The sequence below is a fragment of the Pseudomonas sp. PKS genome, assembly GCF_051913525.1.
Lineage (GTDB): Bacteria > Pseudomonadota > Gammaproteobacteria > Pseudomonadales > Pseudomonadaceae > Aquipseudomonas > Aquipseudomonas guariconensis_D.
In genome coordinates this window covers 118,769-135,894 of the sequence record NZ_JBEGDO010000005.1, presented here as the reverse complement: position 1 = coordinate 135,894, position 17,126 = coordinate 118,769, and the positions used below count along the sequence as shown (strand labels likewise).

Genomic DNA, 17,126 nt, shown 5'->3' with positions numbered 1-17,126 from the left:
CATGGCAACCATCAAAGACGTCGCGGCACTGGCAGGTATTTCCTACACCACCGTGTCCCATGTACTGAACAAGACCCGCCCGGTCAGCGAGCATGTGCGCCTGAAGGTCGAGGCGGCCATCGCCGAGCTCGACTACGTGCCCAGCGCCGTTGCCCGTTCGCTCAAGGCCCGTAGCACCGCCACCATCGGCCTGCTGGTGCCCAACAGCGTCAACCCGTACTTCGCCGAGTTGGCCCGGGGTATCGAGGACGGCTGTGAGCGCAACGGTTATTGCGTGATCCTCTGCAACTCCGACGACAACCCGCAAAAGCAGCGCAGCTACCTGCGGGTGTTGCTGGAAAAGCGCATTGACGGCCTGATCGTCGCCTCGGTCGGCCAGGACAGCGACTTGCTGGAAAGCCTGGCCTGCGTGCGCACGCCGATGGTCATCGTCGATCGCGCCCTGGATGGCATCGATGCCGACCTGGTACGCATCGACCACGAACAGGGCGGCTACCTCGCCACCCGGCACCTGCTGGACCTGGGCCATCGCGACATCGCCTGCATCGGCGGGCCGGCCGACTCAGGGCCTGCCCAGTTGCGCCTGGCGGGCTACCGTCGGGCGATGGCCGAGCAGGGCGTGGCGGAGGTCGAAAACCGCATTCTGCACAGTGATTTCAGCAGCCCCGGTGGCTACGCCGCCGCGGTGCACCTGCTCGACGGCCCGCGGCCCACGGCGATCTTCGCCGGCAACGACATGATCGGTTTTGGCGTGTTGCGTGCGGCGGCCGAGCGCAACATCCACGTGCCGGGCGAGTTGTCGGTGGTCGGCTTCGACGACATCGAGCTCAGCCGCTACGTGTACCCGCCGTTGACCACGGTTGGTCAGTCGATCCGCGAGCTGGGCGAAAGCGCCGCGCAACTGCTGCTCTCGCGCATCACCACACCCCGCAGCGGCGGCGTGGAGCAGCGAATCGTCGCTCCGCGCATCGTGCTGCGTGAATCCACCGGGCCGCGCCCGGACCTGTTCAATGATTACCGTTAAGGAGTGACCATGAGCGCCAAGGTCGTGGTGGTCGGCAGTCTCAACATGGACCTGGTGGCCCGCACCCAGCGTTTGCCCCGGCCCGGCGAGACGCTGGCCGGCGACAGCTTCTTCACTGTGCCCGGCGGCAAGGGCGCCAACCAGGCGGTGGCCGTGGCTCGGCTCGGGGCCAACGTGGCCATGGTCGGCAATGTGGGCGACGACGCCTATGGCCAGCAACTGCGCAAGGCCCTGGAGCAGGAGGGCATCGATTGCCAGGCGGTGGGCGTATGTCCGGGCGTCTCCAGCGGCGTGGCGCTGATCATGGTCGATGCCGCCAGCCAGAACTCCATCGTCATCATCCCTGGTGGCAACGGCCAACTGACGCCGGCGTCCGTGCAGCGTTTCGACGCTCTGTTGCAGGCGGCCGAGGTGATCATCTGCCAGCTGGAAGTGCCCATGGCTACGGTGGCCTGGACGCTGGCCCGTGGGCGTGAGCTGGGCAAGACAGTGATCCTCAACCCCGCGCCTGCCACCGGCCCGCTGCCGTCGGACTGGTTCGCCCACATCGATTACCTCACGCCCAACGAGAGCGAGGCCGAAGCCTTGACCGGGCTGCCGGTGACCGACATCGACAGCGCACGCCGCGCGGGTGAACGGCTGTTGCAACTGGGCGCGGGCAAGGTGATCGTCACACTGGGGGCGCAGGGGGCGTTGTTCGTCAGCCCTGCGGGTAGCCGGCATTTTCCCGCCCCGGTGGTCCAGCCGGTGGACACCACGGCGGCGGGGGATACCTTTATCGGCGGCTTCGCTGCCGGCCTGGTGCGGGGCTTGGAGGAGGGCGAGGCCATCGCCTTCGGCCAGCGGGCCGCGGCGTTGTCGGTGACCCGCGTGGGCGCCCAGCCTTCGATCCCCTATTTGGCGGAGCTTGCGCCATGAAGAAGACCGGATTGTTGAATGTGGCGTTGTCCAGGGTGATCGCCGGGCTGGGCCACGGCGACATCCTGGTGATCGGCGATGCCGGGCTGCCGGTGCCGCCGGGCGTGGAACTGATCGATCTGGCCGTAACGCCCGGTGTGCCGGATTTCGCCAGTGTGTTGCAGGCGGTGCTGGAAGAGATGCAAGTGGAGCGGCATGTGCTGGCCGAGCAGATGCTCGAGGTGGCGCCACCGGCCCTGGCGCAGGTACAGGGGTTGCAAGGACAACTGGGCGTGCGCGAGCTGCTGACCCATCAAGCGTTCAAAGAGCTCTGCCGCCGGGCCAAGGCCGTGGTGCGAACCGGAGAGTGCAAGCCCTACAGCAACATCGCGCTAGTGGCGGGTGTCACGTTCTGAGGTCAAGGCTCACTCGCGGGTAAGCCCGGTCCTGCGCCGAACCCTGTGGGAGCGGGTTTACCCGCGAAGGGCCGCAACCCGGCCCCAATACCGAAGGCAACAAGGAGTGCCCCCATGCTCAAACACCTCCTCAAAGGAGTCATCCTTATGTCAGCCGTGGCCACCACCACCCTCCAGGCCGCCCCGCGGGATGTGATCATCGACACCGACCCGGGTGCCGACGACGTCGTCGCGCTGCTGCTCGCCATGGCCTCGCCCGAGGACCTGAACATCCGCGCCATCACCACCGTGGCCGGCAACGTGCGCCTGGACAAGACCTCGCGCAACGCTCGCCTCGCGCGGGAATGGGCTGGGCGCGAAGACATCCCGGTCTACGCCGGGGCAGGGCGCCCGCTGGTGCGCAAGCCGATCTACGCTGACGATATCCATGGTCGGGAGGGCCTGGAGGGGGTGAAGGTCCACGAGCCCAAACAGGGGCTGGCCCAGGGCAATGCCGTGCAGTACCTGGTCGATACGCTGTCCCACGCCGAGCCTCACAGCATCATCCTGGCCATGCTCGGCCCGCAGACCAACCTGGCCCTGGCGTTGATCCAGAAGCCCGAGATCGCCAAAGGCATCAAGGAAGTGGTGGTAATGGGTGGTGCTCACTTCAATGGCGGCAACATAACCCCGGTGGCCGAGTTCAACCTCTACGCCGACCCCCATGCTGCGCAGGTGGTGCTGGCCAGCGGCGTCAAGCTCACCTACGTGCCCCTGGACCTGACCCACAAGGTGATTACCAGCGAAGCGCGCTTCAAACAATTGGCGGCCATCAACAATCAGGCCAGTCAGCGTGTGGTGGATATTCTCGACGCCTACGTCAAGCACGACATGGACCTGTACGGCATGCCTGGTGGCCCGGTGCACGATGCCAGTGTCATCGCCTACCTGATCCAGCCCGAGCTGTTCAGCGGCAGGCGGGCCCACCTGGAGGTCGACAGCCGTGAAGGCCCGACCTTTGGCCAGACCATCGTTGACTGGTACGCGGTGCTCAAGTGTCCGGCCAATGTGCTGTGGCTGAACGAGGGCGATGCCCAGGGTTTTTTCGACCTGCTCAGCGAGCGCTTGGCTCGATTGCAATAGCGGCGTGCGGGGCGTAGCGCTCGAACACCTGCTCGATGAAGCTGCGCGCTGCTTCGCTGCCGCGGTCGCGGACCAACAAGTCGATGGCGATCAGCAGCAGTTCTTCAGGGGTGCTGGGGCTGTAGGCGCTCTGGCCCTCGGCCCATTTGACCTTGATGTCGGCGTCGATGCTGTGGCTGCTCATGGGAGGCTCTCGTGGCAAGCCTGGGCTAAGGGTCGAACACCGGACCCTGGCGTTCGAAGGGAGGCGTGCTGCGCTCCGGTTGTTGCAGTAAATCATGCCTTTGCATTCGTCGCACGACCGCTGGCGAATAAACCGCCAGGCGTATGGCGCAAAATCCAGTCACGATTCCCTTTCGCCATCAGGGGCCGGTTCAGGCAGACTTGCCCGGTTTTGCAACAAAAGTTGAGCGGAGCTGTCGCATGAGACAGTTCCCATGATGATTAGGAGGATTCATGTTCCGTACCCGTGCTTACCTGGCGACCTTGCTGGCGGCTGCAGTCCTGGCAGGTTGCAGCACAGGCGGTTCTTCTAGCGGTGGCGACAAGGCCCCAGGCACTTCGGCCGACAACGGCGGTCGCTGCGAGGCCAGCGGCGCCGACTTCACCATCGGCAAGCAGGCCACCCCGGCGCTGCTGGAGCAGGCGCGCAAGGCCAGCGGTTCGCAACTGGCACGCATCCTCAAGCCTCATGACGTGATCACCCTGGAATACCGCTCCGAGCGGCTGAACCTGAACGTCGATGACAAAGGTGTGGTGACCCGCGTCAACTGCGGTTGAGGCTTCGCCTGCGAATGCGTCGGTGGTTTCACTATCGCATTCGCGGGTAAATCCAAGGCAATGGCTTCCCGCTGCCAAAAGCGAACACCCACAAAAAACCCGCCATGAAGGCGGGTTTTTTGTATTCGATCCGAATTACTCCGGACGAACCTGCGCAGCCTGCATGCCCTTCTGACCGCGTTCGGCAACGAAGGAAACGGACTGGCCTTCTTTCAGGCTCTTGAAGCCGTCGGTTTCGATGGCCTTGAAGTGTACGAACAGGTCGTCGCCGCCGCCTGCTGGGGTGATGAAGCCGTAGCCTTTTTCATCATTGAACCATTTGACGGTGCCGTTTTGGCGATTGGACATGGGGTGAATCTCCAGAAACATGGTTTTTTTTCGAGGTGCGATGTTGCCGAGGCTACGCAGCACCGGCGACATCATAGTCTAATTCTGCGTATCTAGCGCCTGTTACCTTCGCAGGATACTGATCCACGGCAAATAATGCGTGGATTGCCCCGCAAAAAAGGCTCAGCTTTTCGGTGCGCAGGCCTGACGTACCACGGTTTGCGCCCGCTGCATCAACTTGGCGTCGACGCCGTCCTTGCTGTCCAGGTCTTCGATTTCCGCCTTGGTGAAGTTCTTTTCGATCGCATTAGCGCCGCACTTGCAGTGCTGGTCCGCTGTTTTTGCATCGACACCTTGAGCCGACGCCACCTGGACGCACTGCTCCATATAGGCGCCTTTCTTGCCGGCAGGCCACTCGGCATGTGCCGCCAGGGGCAGCAGCAGGGCGCTGGCGGCGGTCAGGGCCAGAAGAGACTGAAGTCGCATAACCACACACTCCTTGGGTTAGATCTCATCAAGAGTAGGATGCTTCAGAAACTCTGAGGTGGAATTTTCCAAACAAGTTCACCCAGACGGCTTAATTTCCAAATATTTCTGCCTGCCGCCCAAGCCGCGTGCTAGCATGCTCGGCTTGCAGCTGCACCCTGGCAGCTGTTTTCCATTTTTCTTTCCAGTCACTCTGGTTCGTCCCTGGTTGGCCGAAAGGCTCCTGCCACTGTGAGGCAGGCTTTCCCGCGGGAAAGGCAGGTCGGATCTTGTACTGGCTCATCCCAACCCATGTGACCTTTGGTAGGGGTCACCACTAGGAGAGGAGGCGCCATGCCCGTAATTACTCTTCCCGATGGCAGTCAACGTACGTTCGACAAGGCCGTCACCGTTGCCGAAGTCGCCGCCTCCATTGGCGCGGGCCTCGCCAAGGCCACCCTGGCCGGCAAGGTCGATGGCAAGCTGGTCGACGCCTGCGATCTGATCGAGAACGACGCCACCCTGCAGATCATCACCCCTAAAGATGAAGAGGGACTGGAGATCATCCGTCACTCGTGCGCCCACCTGGTCGGCCACGCAGTGAAACAGCTGTACCCGACCGCCAAGATGGTGATCGGCCCGGTGATCGACGAAGGCTTCTACTACGACATCGCCTACGAGCGCCCCTTCACCCCAGAAGACATGGCCGCCATCGAACAGCGCATGCAACAGCTGATCGACAAGGACTACGACGTCGTCAAGAAGATGACCCCGCGCGCCGAAGTCATCGACGTGTTCAAGAGCCGTGGCGAAGACTACAAGCTGCGCCTGGTCGAGGACATGCCGGACGAACAGGCCATGGGCCTGTACTACCACGAAGAATACGTCGACATGTGCCGTGGCCCGCACGTGCCGAACACCCGCTTCCTCAAAGCCTTCAAGCTGACCAAGCTGTCCGGTGCCTACTGGCGCGGCGATGCCAAGAACGAGCAGCTGCAGCGTGTGTACGGCACCGCCTGGGCTGACAAGAAGCAACTGGCTGCCTACATCCAGCGCATCGAAGAGGCCGAAAAACGCGACCACCGCAAGATCGGCAAGCAGCTGGACCTCTTCCACCTGCAGGAAGAAGCTCCGGGCATGGTCTTCTGGCACCCGGCCGGCTGGACCGTCTATCAGGTGCTCGAGCAGTACATGCGTGGTGTGCAGCGCGAAAACGGCTACCTGGAGATCAAGACGCCGCAGGTCGTCGACCGCATCCTCTGGGAGCGTTCCGGCCACTGGTCCAACTACGCCGAGAACATGTTCACCACTTCGTCGGAAAGTCGCGATTTCGCGGTAAAACCGATGAACTGCCCGTGCCACGTGCAGGTGTTCAACCAGGGCCTGAAGTCCTACCGTGACCTGCCGCTGCGCCTGGCCGAGTTCGGTGCCTGCCACCGTAACGAGCCGTCCGGCGCCCTGCACGGCATCATGCGTGTGCGTGGCTTCACTCAGGACGACGCCCACATCTTCTGCACCGAAGATCAGGTGAAGAAAGAAGCGGCCGACTTCATCAAGCTCACCCTGGATGTCTACAAGGACTTCGGCTTCACCGACATCGCCATGAAGCTCTCGACCCGTCCCGCCAAGCGCGTGGGCTCCGAAGAGCTGTGGGACCGCGCCGAAGGCGCCCTGGCCGATGCGCTGAACGAGTCGGGCCTGGAGTGGGAATACCAGCCGGGCGAGGGCGCTTTCTACGGTCCGAAGATCGAATTCACCCTGCGTGACTGCCTTGGCCGTAACTGGCAGTGCGGCACCCTGCAGTACGATCCGAACCTGCCGGAGCGTCTGGATGCCAGCTATATCGCCGAAGATAACAACCGTAAGCGCCCGGTCATGTTGCATCGTGCGATCCTCGGTTCCTTCGAGCGCTTCATCGGCATGCTGATCGAGCACTACGCGGGCGTATTCCCGGCGTGGCTGGCCCCGACCCAGGCGGTGATCATGAACATCACCGACAAGCAGGCCGATTTCGCACTCGAAGTGGAAAAATCCCTCAATGGGGCTGGCTTCCGTGCCAAGTCCGACTTGAGAAATGAGAAGATCGGCTTTAAAATCCGCGAGCATACTTTGCTCAAGGTCCCATACCTTCTGGTTATAGGGGACCGCGAAGTCGAAACGCAGACCGTTGCAGTGCGTACCCGTGATGGCAAAGACCTGGGCTCCATGCCCGTCTCCCAATTCACCCAACTGCTCGCTGACGCCGTGGCTCAGCGCGGTCGCCTAGAATCGGAGTAATGACTATTAAGCGTGAAATGAGAAACGATAAACGAACTGCACCGAAAGCCCCGATCAACGAGAATATCTCGGCACGCGAGGTTCGGTTAATTGGCGCTGACGGCGAGCAGATTGGCATCGTCTCGATTGATGAAGCGCTGCGTATCGCTGATGAAGCGAAGCTGGATCTGGTGGAGATCTCTGCAGACGCGCAACCGCCTGTCTGCAAGGTCATGGACTACGGCAAGCACCTCTTCGAGAAGAAGAAGCAGGCCAACGAAGCCAAGAAAAACCAGAAGCAGATCCAGATCAAAGAAATCAAGTTTCGTCCAGGGACGGAAGAAGGGGATTACCAGGTAAAACTACGCAACCTGGTACGTTTCCTTAGCGATGGGGACAAGGCCAAGATCTCTCTGAGATTCCGCGGCCGTGAGATGGCCCACCAGGAGCTGGGCATGGAGCTGTTGAAGCGGGTCGAAGCTGACCTCGCCGAATACGGCACCGTTGAGCAGCATCCGAAGATGGAAGGACGCCAGCTTATGATGGTCATCGCCCCCAAAAAGAAGAAGTAATCTCCCGGGCACGGCAGGCCTGATGATTATGTGTAATTTTATCGAATGCGGAGTTCCAACATGCCAAAAATGAAAACCAAGAGCGGTGCTGCGAAGCGTTTCCTGAAAACCGCTTCCGGCTTCAAGCACAAGCACGCTTTCAAGAGCCACATCCTGACCAAAATGTCGACCAAGCGTAAGCGTCAACTGCGCGGTGCCAGCCTGCTGCACCCGTCTGACGTGGCAAAAGTCGAGCGCATGCTGCGCGTACGTTAATTCTGGTCAACGATAGAGGAAGTTACTCATGGCTCGTGTAAAGCGTGGCGTCATCGCTCGTAAGCGTCACAAGAAAATTCTGAAACTGGCTAAAGGCTACTACGGTGCACGCTCGCGCGTATTCCGCGTTGCCAAGCAGGCTGTCATCAAGGCTGGCCAATACGCCTACCGTGACCGTCGCCAGAAGAAGCGTCAGTTCCGCGCTCTGTGGATCGCTCGTATCAACGCCGGTGCCCGCACCAACGGTCTGTCCTACAGCCGTCTGATCGCTGGCCTGAAAAAAGCGTCGATCGAAATCGACCGCAAGGTTCTGGCCGACCTGGCAGTGAACGAAAAAGCGGCGTTTGCTGCGATTGTCGAGAAAGCTAAAGCCGTCCTGGCTTAAGTACCCACGACAATCATCCGGCGGCGCTTTGCGTCGTCGGGTGTAAAACGTCATCGATAGGGGAAGAGCCTTCAAAAGCTCTTCCCCTATTTTCGTATCTGGAGTCTGTACATGGAAAACCTGGACGCGCTGGTTGCCCAAGCCCTCGAGGCCGTGGAACGCGCTGAAGACATCACTACCCTGGAACAGATCCGGGTCCAATACCTCGGCAAGAAAGGCGAGCTGACCCAGGTGATGAAGACCCTGGGCAACCTGCCAGCCGAAGAGCGCCCGAAAGTCGGCGCGCTGATCAACGACGCCAAAGAGCGCGTCACCGACGTGCTCAACGCACGCAAGGCTGCCTTCGAAGAAGCCGAGCTCAACGCTCGCCTGGCCGCCGAATGCATCGACGTGACCCTGCCAGGCCGTGGCCAGACCACCGGCGGGCTGCACCCGATCACCCGTACCCTCGAGCGCATCGAGCAGTTCTTCACCCACATCGGCTACGGCATCGCCGAAGGCCCTGAGGTCGAAGACGACTACCATAACTTCGAAGCGCTCAACATCCCCGGCCATCACCCGGCCCGGGCGATGCACGACACCTTCTACTTCAATGCCAACATGCTGCTGCGCACCCACACTTCGCCTGTGCAGGTGCGGACCATGGAGTCCAGCCAGCCGCCGATCCGCATTGTCTGCCCGGGCCGCGTCTATCGCTGCGACTCGGACATTACCCACTCGCCGATGTTCCACCAGGTCGAAGGCCTGCTGGTCGATCGCGGCATCAACTTCGCCGACCTCAAGGGCACCATCGAAGAGTTCTTGCGCGTGTTCTTCGAAAAAGAACTGGCGGTACGCTTCCGTCCGTCGTTCTTCCCCTTCACCGAGCCTTCGGCTGAAGTCGACATCCAGTGCGTGATGTGCTCCGGCAATGGCTGCCGCGTGTGCAAGCAGACCGGCTGGCTCGAAGTCATGGGTTGCGGCATGGTCCACCCGAACGTGCTGCGCATGTCCGGCATCGACCCGGAAGAGTTCCAGGGCTTCGCCTTCGGCATGGGCGCCGAGCGCCTGGCCATGCTGCGCTATGGCGTCAACGATTTGCGTCTGTTCTTCGACAACGACCTGCGGTTCCTCGCCCAATTCCGCTAGGCCCAATCGACGCACTTTCTAGGAGAACAGCATGAAATTCAGTGAACAGTGGCTGCGCGGTTGGGTAAACCCGCAAGTCTCCCGTGACGAACTGGTCGCCCGCCTGTCCATGGCCGGCCTTGAAGTCGACAGCGTGACCCCCGCTGCCGGCCAGTTCAGCGGCATCGTGGTGGGCGAGATCCTCGCCACCGAACAACACCCGGACGCCGACAAGCTGCGCGTGTGTCAGGTGAGCAACGGCCAGGAAACCTTCCAGGTCGTCTGCGGCGCTCCGAACGCGCGCCCAGGCATCAAGATCCCGTTCGCCATGATCGGCGCCGAACTGCCGGGCGACTTCAAGATCAAGAAGGCCAAGCTGCGTGGCGTCGAGTCCTTCGGCATGCTGTGCTCGGCCGCCGAGCTGCAGATCAGCGAAGAGAACGACGGCCTGCTGGAGCTGGCGGCTGACGCCCCGGTCGGCGAAGACATTCGCCAGTACCTGAACCTGGACGACGCCAGCATCGAAATCGGCCTGACCCCGAACCGCGGCGACTGCCTGTCCATCGCAGGCCTGGCCCGCGACGTCAGCGCCCTGTACGACGTGCCGGTCACCCGTCCTCAAGTGCCTGCCGTTGCCCCGGCCCATGACGAAGTGCGCCCGGTCGAAGTCTGCGCGCCGGCGGCCTGCCCACGCTACCTGGGCCGCGTCATCCGCAACGTCGACCTGAGCAAGCCGACCCCGCTGTGGATGGTCGAGCGCCTGCGCCGCAGCGACGTGCGCAGCATCGACGCCGCTGTCGACATCACCAACTACGTGATGCTCGAGCTCGGCCAGCCGATGCACGCCTTCGACCTCGCCGAAATCAACGGCGGCATCCGCGTGCGCATGGCCGAGGAGGGCGAGAAGCTCGTCCTGTTGGATGGCCAGGAAGTCGCCCTGCGTGCCGACACCCTGGTCATCGCCGACCACACCCGCGCCCTGGCCATCGCAGGCGTCATGGGTGGCGAACACAGCGGCGTGAACACCGAGAAGACCCGCGACCTCTTCCTGGAAAGCGCCTTCTTCGAGCCGATTTCCGTCGCAGGCAAGGCCCGTTCCTACGGTCTGCACACCGATGCCTCGCACCGCTACGAGCGCGGCGTCGATTCGCAGCTGGCCCGTGAAGCCATGGAGCGCGCCACCGCCCTGGTCCTCGAGATTGTCGGCGGCGAAGCCGGCCCCATTGTCGAGGCCTTGAGCGAGCAGCACCTGCCGAAGGTCGCGCCGGTCACCCTGCGTGCTGATCGCATCAACCAGATGCTTGGCATGGACATGGCCGCCGCCCAGGTCGAGCAACTGCTCAACGCCCTGGGGCTGAAAACCAGCGCTGATGGGGCAGGGCAGTGGACTGTCGAAGTCCCAAGCCACCGCTTCGACATCAGCCTCGAAGTCGACCTGATCGAAGAGCTGGCCCGCCTGTACGGCTACAACAACCTGCCGGTCCGCTACCCGCAAGCCCGCCTGGCCCCGCAGACCCGCCCGGAAGCCCGTGGCGAGCTGCCGACCCTGCGCCGCCTGCTGGTCGCCCGCGGCTACCAGGAAGCCATCACCTACAGCTTCATCGACCCCAAACTGTTCGAGCTGTTCACCCCGGGCGTCGAGCCGCTGCTGCTGGCCAACCCCATCTCCAGCGACATGGCCGCCATGCGCGCGTCCCTATGGCCGGGCCTGGTCAAGGCGCTGCAGCACAACCTCAACCGCCAGCAGGACCGCGTACGGCTGTTCGAAAGCGGCCTGCGCTTCGTCGGCCAACTGGGCGACCTCAAGCAGCAGCCGATGATCGCTGGCGTCGCCACGGGCAGCCGCCTGCCGGAAGGCTGGGCGAACGGCCGTGACAGCCTCGACTTCTTCGACGTGAAAGCCGACGTGGAAGCCCTGCTGGGCTACTCGGGCGCCCTGGACGACTTCACGTTCGTCGCCGGCAAGCACCCAGCCCTGCATCCTGGCCAGACCGCCCGCATCGAGCGCGACGGCAAGGAAGTCGGCTACATCGGCGCTATCCACCCAGAGCTCGCCAAGACCCTGGGCCTGGAGCGTCCGGTGTTCGTCTTCGAGCTGGTACTGGGCGAAGTGGTCGAAGGCCGTCTGCCGAAGTTCAGCGAACTGTCCAAGTTCCCAGAAGTGAGGCGTGACCTGGCTTTGATCGCAGGACGTGATGTTGCTTCTAGCTCCGTGCTTGAAGTAATTCGTGACAATGCGGGCGAATGGCTCACAGACCTCAGGCTGTTTGACGTCTACCAGGGTAAAGGCATTGATCCTGATAGAAAAAGCCTGGCCGTCGGCTTGACCTGGCAGCATCCATCGCGCACTCTTAACGACGATGAGGTGAACACTACCCTGCAAAACATCCTCACCTCGCTTGAACAAAGGTTGAACACCACGTTAAGGAAATAGCGTATGGGTGCTCTGACGAAAGCTGAGATGGCCGAAAGGCTGTACGAGGAGCTGGGGCTCAACAAGAGAGAGGCCAAGGAGCTGGTCGAGCTGTTTTTCGAAGAAATTCGGCACGCACTTGAAGAGAACGAGCAGGTCAAGCTGTCCGGTTTCGGCAACTTCGACCTTCGCGACAAACGCCAGCGGCCGGGCCGCAACCCCAAGACAGGGGAAGAGATCCCGATCACCGCTCGCCGCGTCGTCACCTTTCGTCCAGGGCAAAAACTGAAAGCCCGGGTTGAGGCCTATGCTGGAACCAAGCCATAACGACGAGCTGCCCCCCATTCCGGGCAAGCGCTACTTCACCATCGGTGAGGTCAGTGAGCTCTGTGCGGTAAAACCGCACGTGCTGCGTTATTGGGAACAGGAGTTCCCGCAACTCAACCCGGTCAAGCGCCGCGGCAACCGACGGTATTACCAGCGCCAAGACGTGCTGATGATCCGCCAGATCCGCGCGCTGCTGTATGACCAAGGCTTCACCATCGGCGGGGCGCGACTGCGCCTCTCCAGTGACGAGGCCAAGGATGACACTACCCAGTACAAACAACTTATCCGGCAGATGATTGCCGAGTTGGAGGATGTGTTGGTGGTGTTGAAGAAGTGAACCGAACCCGATGAATGGAAAGTCTTTTGAAAAAAAGCTTCCATTATTCAAAAGGTTAGGGTAGATTCTTCACCGTTCTCAGCAGTATCGAGAATGATGTCGGGGCGTAGCGCAGCCCGGTAGCGCACTTGCATGGGGTGCAAGGGGTCGAGTGTTCGAATCACTCCGTCCCGACCAAAAAACCCTAGAAAATCCAGTCACTTAACGGTGACTGGATTTTTTTATGCCTGATGGTTTTCAGCTGCCGTCCAGAATTCTGCGTTTTGGTCACCGTTGGGTCACCGTTAGCCCTAATCTGATTTTTTCACGTCAGCCTCGTCACCGCTTAGGCCATCTTGCGGCTCTGCTAAGCCGGTGCACCACTCAGCTAACTCTCCCAAAGCTCAATCCAGAATTTCTCTCGACAGGCCAAGCAATGTTGCTCCCCGTTGCCTGGCCTGATCGGGAGGAGCGGAGGTAGGCATGGCTGCATCTATTGATATAGCTAATAGCTATTAACTACCAACTCTTACTAACCATCACTACCCATCACCACTGACTACACCAGAGGGAAAGAAGACCAGTAAAAAGAAACAGTGACCACTTACCTGATATGCACCATCAACCAATCAGGTACTGAACCATGACCAACCGCAAGCACAACACCCACCTATCCCAGTCCGACATAGCCCTGCAGATCGAGTCACTCGTCCAGGCTATCGACCGCAGCGATACACCCGCATTCCGGATTACGCACAAACGGTCAGGCTATGAGCAGGTCGAGCAGACCAGACTCTCCCGGTACTTCACCAACGTCCAGCAGATGTACAACCTGTTCGATGACCGAGTGCCATACGACTACAGCGAGCACCTGCAGGCGTTCCGGGAAGCCTGTGACGACATCGGCCTTCAGCGTTCACCCAATGGCCCTGTCTGCATGAGTGAGACGGGGACGTACTGGCTCAGTCATCAGCAGAGCATGAACGTACTCACAGAACGGATCCGTGAGTTGACACGAGAGCAGTGGTATCGGCGTAGGAAGTGGGACCGACAGGGGTTAGCCAAGCAGCAGGATAGGGACATTACCGAGTACACGGATGCGATGATGAGTCGATACTCGCGTACGACGATCATCAGGCTGAACCTGTACTACTGGTCTGAGGCTCAAGCCAGGCTGCGTATCGAGCAAGTGTTCGATCACTTGGATGCCCTGATTACCAAGCACCACCGCCATCCGATCTTCAAGCACCTTATCGGCTACATCTACGCCGTGGAGCAGGGGGATCGAAATGACAGTAGGGGTTACCACATCCATGCAGCCTACTTCTTCAATGGCAACATAGTGTGCCGGGATGTCTGTAAGGCGATTGAGATCAGTGAGCTATGGGAGGAGGTCACTCGCCGTCAGGGCTATGCCCATAGCTGCAATCACGACAAGGATCAGTACGGCGACAAGCTAGGCATTGGCCAGATCCAGAGGGACGATCAGTCGAGACGGCCCCATACGCACTACGCCATGAAATACCTAGTCAAGGACGATCAGCACCTGCGCTTGAAGCCTGCGGGAGCACGCTGCCTGCGTAAGGGGACTCTGAGCCGTGCTCGTCGCGGATAAGTGAATGGCAAGGCTACTTGGCCTTCGCAACCATCAGCTCAGACCAGCGAGTGGTGTATGCGGGGGAGAGCAATTCTCTTCGCATAGCCCACTCGACTGGCTTAGCGATGCGTCCAGGCTGCAGGGTACCTCGCCCCCAACGATTGTTGATCGCGTCCAGAGTGCTCATCAGTCTCTCGGTTTTCACGGGCTGCTCGGGGGCGAACAGATCCGGCGTGTACTCATTCTTGCGACACAGATCCAACAGCATCACCTGAGCCTTGGCATAGCTGAAACCCTCTCTGAAGACCTGCTGCAATCCAGCCTGGACGGCCTTGATGATCAGTCGGCTGTCGTCGGTTGGGTAGGGCAGTTGGCAGAGGACGCCGTTGGCGTATTTAGCCTCGGTTGGGTTGAACATCCCGGTGCGCAGACTGACCCGCACCTGTCTGCAGAGCGACTCCTGCTTGCGCAGCTTTTCAGCAGCGCGCGTCGCATAGCTGGTGACGGCCTCCTGTATAGGGGGTAGCTCACGCAGGCGCTTGCCGAATGAGCGACTACTGCAGATCTCTTGCTTGGGTTCGATTTCGTTCTCGATCTCCAGGCACGCCAGGCCGCGCAGTTCGCGCACAGTTTTCTCGACCACGACGTTGAATCGCTTGCGCAGTGTCCAGGCATCCATCTGTGCCAAGTCCCAAGCTGTCTTGATTTGCATGCCTTCCAGGTGCGCACGCATGCGGTGACCAACACCCCAGACTTCCTCTACAGGCATTGCCTTGAGCAGCTTGTCGCGACGAATCGGATCGCGGATGTCTACTACGCCACCAGTTTGCTTTTGCCAGCGCTTGGCAGCGTTATTGGCGAGCTTGGCCAGTGTCTTGGTGGTGGCGATACCAATTCCAACGGGTATGCCGGTCTTCTGCCTGATCTCTGCTTGTACCTGACGGCCTATCGACTCCAGCGGTTCGGGTAGACCGGTCATATCGGCAAAGGCCTCGTCGATGTAAAGGAAAGAAGAACAGCCATGGACATGACTTCAGCTCAGACATTCCGCTACTCAATCTCTGATGTCGGATGTCCATAGAAAGAACCTCTTTTCCAGGAAATTGGGGCTTGAAGTCCATACCTGCGCAATTGCACCCATTTGACCAGTCAATTGCATTGGTACTGACCACCGCGTGCATCCGACTTGGCCAGTGGGCAGCAGAGACGCAACAGGCAGAAACCGGCCAGAAGCAGTCAGTCAATCATGCGTTACAGTGATTTTTTGCAGCTCTTTATAGAGCCGTTAGCTGCTGCCACCAATAATCCATAGGCCTGCCAGTCGTCAGACAGTCTTATTCTCGATCAGACGATTGCCCCGTCGATGACCAGTAGCTCACCGGTGATGGAGCCAGAGTCCGGTCTTCGGATGCAGGACTCCTGGCTTTGCTCACTCAGCGCCGATCCCGGCCATCGGTTCAGTTTGGCCCCAGCCACCGCCCAGAGACCTGAACAGGTCAACCAGCGCAATCTGCCGTTCCGTGCTGATTTGAATTAGTGTGGTCTGGTTGCTAAAGGTGCTGCGCTGGGCGTCAAGATAACGCAGGTAGTCGTCCACGCCGCCCTCGTAACGCGCCTTAGCCAGGGCCATCGCAGCCTCGCTGGAACCGGCCAGAGCCTGGCGGGCAGCCTCCTCGCGGCGCAGGGTGTCGGTGGCGGCCAGGGCATCGGCCACTTCGCGGAAGGCGGTCTGGATGGTGCCTTCGTAGTCGGCCACCGCCGCGTCCTGGCGCACTTCGGCGAGGTCCAGGTTGGCGCGGTTGCGGCCACCGGCGAAGATCGGCAGCGACAGCGTCGGGGCAAAGCTCCAGGCCCGCGAGCCGCCATCGAACAATCCGGACAACTCGGCACTGGAGCTGCCCACCGAACCGGTCAGGCTGATCCGGGGAAAGAACGCGGCGCGAGCTGCACCGATATCGGCATTGCGCGCCTTGAGGCGGTGCTCGCTGGCGAGAATGTCCGGGCGCCGTTCGATCAGTTCCGAGCTGGTGCCGGGGGCGATGTCCTGCAGCACCATCAGGTCGTCGCGGGGCGTCGCGGGCAGCAGGCGAGCGGCATCTGGCGTGCCGAGCAACAGGACCAGGGCGTTGTCCGCCTGGCGTAACTGGCGTTCGGTGCTCTCGCGCTCGGCCCTAGCCTGTTCGGCAAGGCCGACCGCTTCCTGGTAATCCAGGGCGGTGGCGGCCCCCGCTGCACGGCGCTGGCTGACCAGCTCCAGCGAGGCCATGCGGCTGTCCAGGGTTTGTTCGACCAGGGCCATGCGGCGTAGCGCACCATCGCGGGTCAGGTAGGCCTGGATGACCTCGGCAACCAGGCTGATCTGCGTGGCACGGGTCGCCTCCTCGGTCGCCAGGTAGGTCTCCAGCGCGGCCTCGGAGAGGTTGCGCACGCGGCCGAACAGGTCGACTTCGTACTCCGCGAGGCCGAGGCCGACCTGATAGTTGCTGGTCACTTCCGAGCGCCCGGTCTGCGACAGATCGGCAGGCAGGCGCTGGCGGTTGCCGCTGGCATTGGCGTTGATCGAAGGCAGGCGATCAGCACGCTGGATGCGGTACTGGGCACGCGCAGCTTCGATATCCAGCAGCGCCTGGCGCAGGCTGCGGTTGTTGCTCAGCGCCGTATCCACCGCGCGGCGCAAGTCGGCATCGACGATGAAGGTCTGCCAGTCCAGCGCCTGGGCACGGGCGCCCTCCGCGTCGGCGGCTTGCCAGTGCGACGCGACCGGTGCCTGCGGGCGCTCGTAGGTCGGGGCCAGCGAACACCCCGCCAGGGCGGCGATGGCCAGGGGCAGCAGAGCGCGACGGAGCATGAAGTGAGAGGTCATCGCA

General features: G+C 61.4%; 18 protein-coding genes, 1 tRNA gene and 1 pseudogene. 15 read left to right on the top strand and 5 right to left on the bottom strand.

Features of this window, described 5'->3' with window-relative positions:
* The first annotated feature begins 1 nt into the window (after position 1).
* From ABOA88_RS07570 to ABOA88_RS07555, 4 genes are all read left to right on the top strand, one after another.
* Positions 2-1,024 (top strand): LacI family DNA-binding transcriptional regulator, encoded by a 1,023-nt coding sequence (locus ABOA88_RS07570; protein WP_196170383.1) that lies wholly within the window; start codon positions 2-4, stop codon positions 1,022-1,024.
* A gap of 9 nt (positions 1,025-1,033) precedes the next feature.
* On the top strand, positions 1,034-1,942 hold the full coding sequence (gene rbsK / locus ABOA88_RS07565; RefSeq protein WP_367851732.1) for a ribokinase: 909 nt from the start codon (positions 1,034-1,036) through the stop codon (positions 1,940-1,942).
* Positions 1,939-2,337, top strand: a complete 399-nt coding sequence (rbsD, locus tag ABOA88_RS07560; protein ID WP_070571893.1) for a D-ribose pyranase — start codon at positions 1,939-1,941, stop codon at positions 2,335-2,337. The genes rbsK and rbsD overlap by 4 nt, the downstream gene beginning before the upstream one ends.
* Before the next feature lie 114 nt (positions 2,338-2,451).
* On the top strand, positions 2,452-3,459 hold the full coding sequence (locus tag ABOA88_RS07555) for a nucleoside hydrolase (protein ID WP_367851731.1): 1,008 nt from the start codon (positions 2,452-2,454) through the stop codon (positions 3,457-3,459).
* On the opposite strand, the gene ABOA88_RS07550 is transcribed toward ABOA88_RS07555, so the two are convergent.
* Complete coding sequence (locus tag ABOA88_RS07550; RefSeq protein ID WP_043214792.1) at positions 3,431-3,643, bottom strand: hypothetical protein; 213 nt, start codon at positions 3,641-3,643, stop codon at positions 3,431-3,433. The genes ABOA88_RS07555 and ABOA88_RS07550 overlap by 29 nt on opposite strands.
* A gap of 272 nt (positions 3,644-3,915) precedes the next feature.
* Between ABOA88_RS07550 and ABOA88_RS07545 the strand changes: the two genes are divergently transcribed.
* Complete coding sequence (locus tag ABOA88_RS07545) at positions 3,916-4,239, top strand: I78 family peptidase inhibitor (RefSeq protein ID WP_070571896.1); 324 nt, start codon at positions 3,916-3,918, stop codon at positions 4,237-4,239.
* A 135-nt stretch (positions 4,240-4,374) separates the two neighbouring features.
* Here ABOA88_RS07545 and ABOA88_RS07540 read toward each other — a convergent pair whose 3' ends face one another.
* Together ABOA88_RS07540 and ABOA88_RS07535 are read right to left on the bottom strand one after the other, a co-directional pair.
* The gene (locus tag ABOA88_RS07540) at positions 4,375-4,587 is read right to left on the bottom strand and encodes a cold-shock protein (protein WP_070091905.1); all 213 of its coding nucleotides are present in this window, start codon (positions 4,585-4,587) and stop codon (positions 4,375-4,377) included.
* A gap of 162 nt (positions 4,588-4,749) precedes the next feature.
* Positions 4,750-5,052, bottom strand: coding sequence for a hypothetical protein (locus ABOA88_RS07535; protein WP_196170377.1), 303 nt, complete (start codon positions 5,050-5,052; stop codon positions 4,750-4,752).
* 333 nt (positions 5,053-5,385) lie between these two features.
* Between ABOA88_RS07535 and thrS the strand changes: the two genes are divergently transcribed.
* The 10 genes from thrS (at position 5,386) to ABOA88_RS07485 (ending at position 14,277) form a co-directional block, all read left to right on the top strand.
* Entirely contained in the window at positions 5,386-7,308 is a 1,923-nt protein-coding gene (gene thrS, locus ABOA88_RS07530; RefSeq protein WP_070091785.1) for a threonine--tRNA ligase, read from the top strand.
* On the top strand, positions 7,308-7,859 hold the full coding sequence (gene infC, locus ABOA88_RS07525) for a translation initiation factor IF-3 (RefSeq protein WP_170831750.1): 552 nt from the start codon (positions 7,308-7,310) through the stop codon (positions 7,857-7,859). Before thrS ends, infC begins: the two co-directional genes overlap by 1 nt.
* Before the next feature lie 60 nt (positions 7,860-7,919).
* Entirely contained in the window at positions 7,920-8,114 is a 195-nt protein-coding gene (rpmI, locus tag ABOA88_RS07520) for a 50S ribosomal protein L35 (protein ID WP_003250667.1), read from the top strand.
* 28 nt (positions 8,115-8,142) lie between these two features.
* On the top strand, positions 8,143-8,499 hold the full coding sequence (gene rplT, locus ABOA88_RS07515; protein WP_003250671.1) for a 50S ribosomal protein L20: 357 nt from the start codon (positions 8,143-8,145) through the stop codon (positions 8,497-8,499).
* A 111-nt stretch (positions 8,500-8,610) separates the two neighbouring features.
* The gene (gene pheS / locus ABOA88_RS07510) at positions 8,611-9,627 is read left to right on the top strand and encodes a phenylalanine--tRNA ligase subunit alpha (protein WP_043215859.1); all 1,017 of its coding nucleotides are present in this window, start codon (positions 8,611-8,613) and stop codon (positions 9,625-9,627) included.
* A 31-nt stretch (positions 9,628-9,658) separates the two neighbouring features.
* Positions 9,659-12,040, top strand: coding sequence for a phenylalanine--tRNA ligase subunit beta (gene pheT, locus ABOA88_RS07505; protein ID WP_367851730.1), 2,382 nt, complete (start codon positions 9,659-9,661; stop codon positions 12,038-12,040).
* Positions 12,041-12,043: 3 nt separating this feature from the next.
* Positions 12,044-12,346 (top strand): integration host factor subunit alpha, encoded by a 303-nt coding sequence (gene ihfA / locus ABOA88_RS07500; RefSeq protein WP_003250679.1) that lies wholly within the window; start codon positions 12,044-12,046, stop codon positions 12,344-12,346.
* A complete protein-coding gene (locus ABOA88_RS07495) occupies positions 12,327-12,683 on the top strand; it encodes a MerR family transcriptional regulator (protein ID WP_043213594.1) in 357 nt (118 codons plus the stop codon). The genes ihfA and ABOA88_RS07495 overlap by 20 nt, the downstream gene beginning before the upstream one ends.
* 100 nt (positions 12,684-12,783) lie before the next feature.
* Positions 12,784-12,860 (top strand) — tRNA-Pro (locus ABOA88_RS07490).
* A gap of 445 nt (positions 12,861-13,305) precedes the next feature.
* Complete coding sequence (locus tag ABOA88_RS07485; protein ID WP_367851729.1) at positions 13,306-14,277, top strand: YagK/YfjJ domain-containing protein; 972 nt, start codon at positions 13,306-13,308, stop codon at positions 14,275-14,277.
* Between the two features lie 13 nt (positions 14,278-14,290).
* Here ABOA88_RS07485 and ABOA88_RS07480 read toward each other — a convergent pair.
* Positions 14,291-15,259: pseudogene (locus tag ABOA88_RS07480) on the bottom strand (DUF4113 domain-containing protein); the annotation flags it as partial.
* 429 nt (positions 15,260-15,688) lie between these two features.
* Complete coding sequence (locus ABOA88_RS07475) at positions 15,689-17,122, bottom strand: multidrug efflux transporter outer membrane subunit TOprJ1 (RefSeq protein WP_003152694.1); 1,434 nt, start codon at positions 17,120-17,122, stop codon at positions 15,689-15,691.
* Positions 17,123-17,126: the final 4 nt, after the last annotated feature.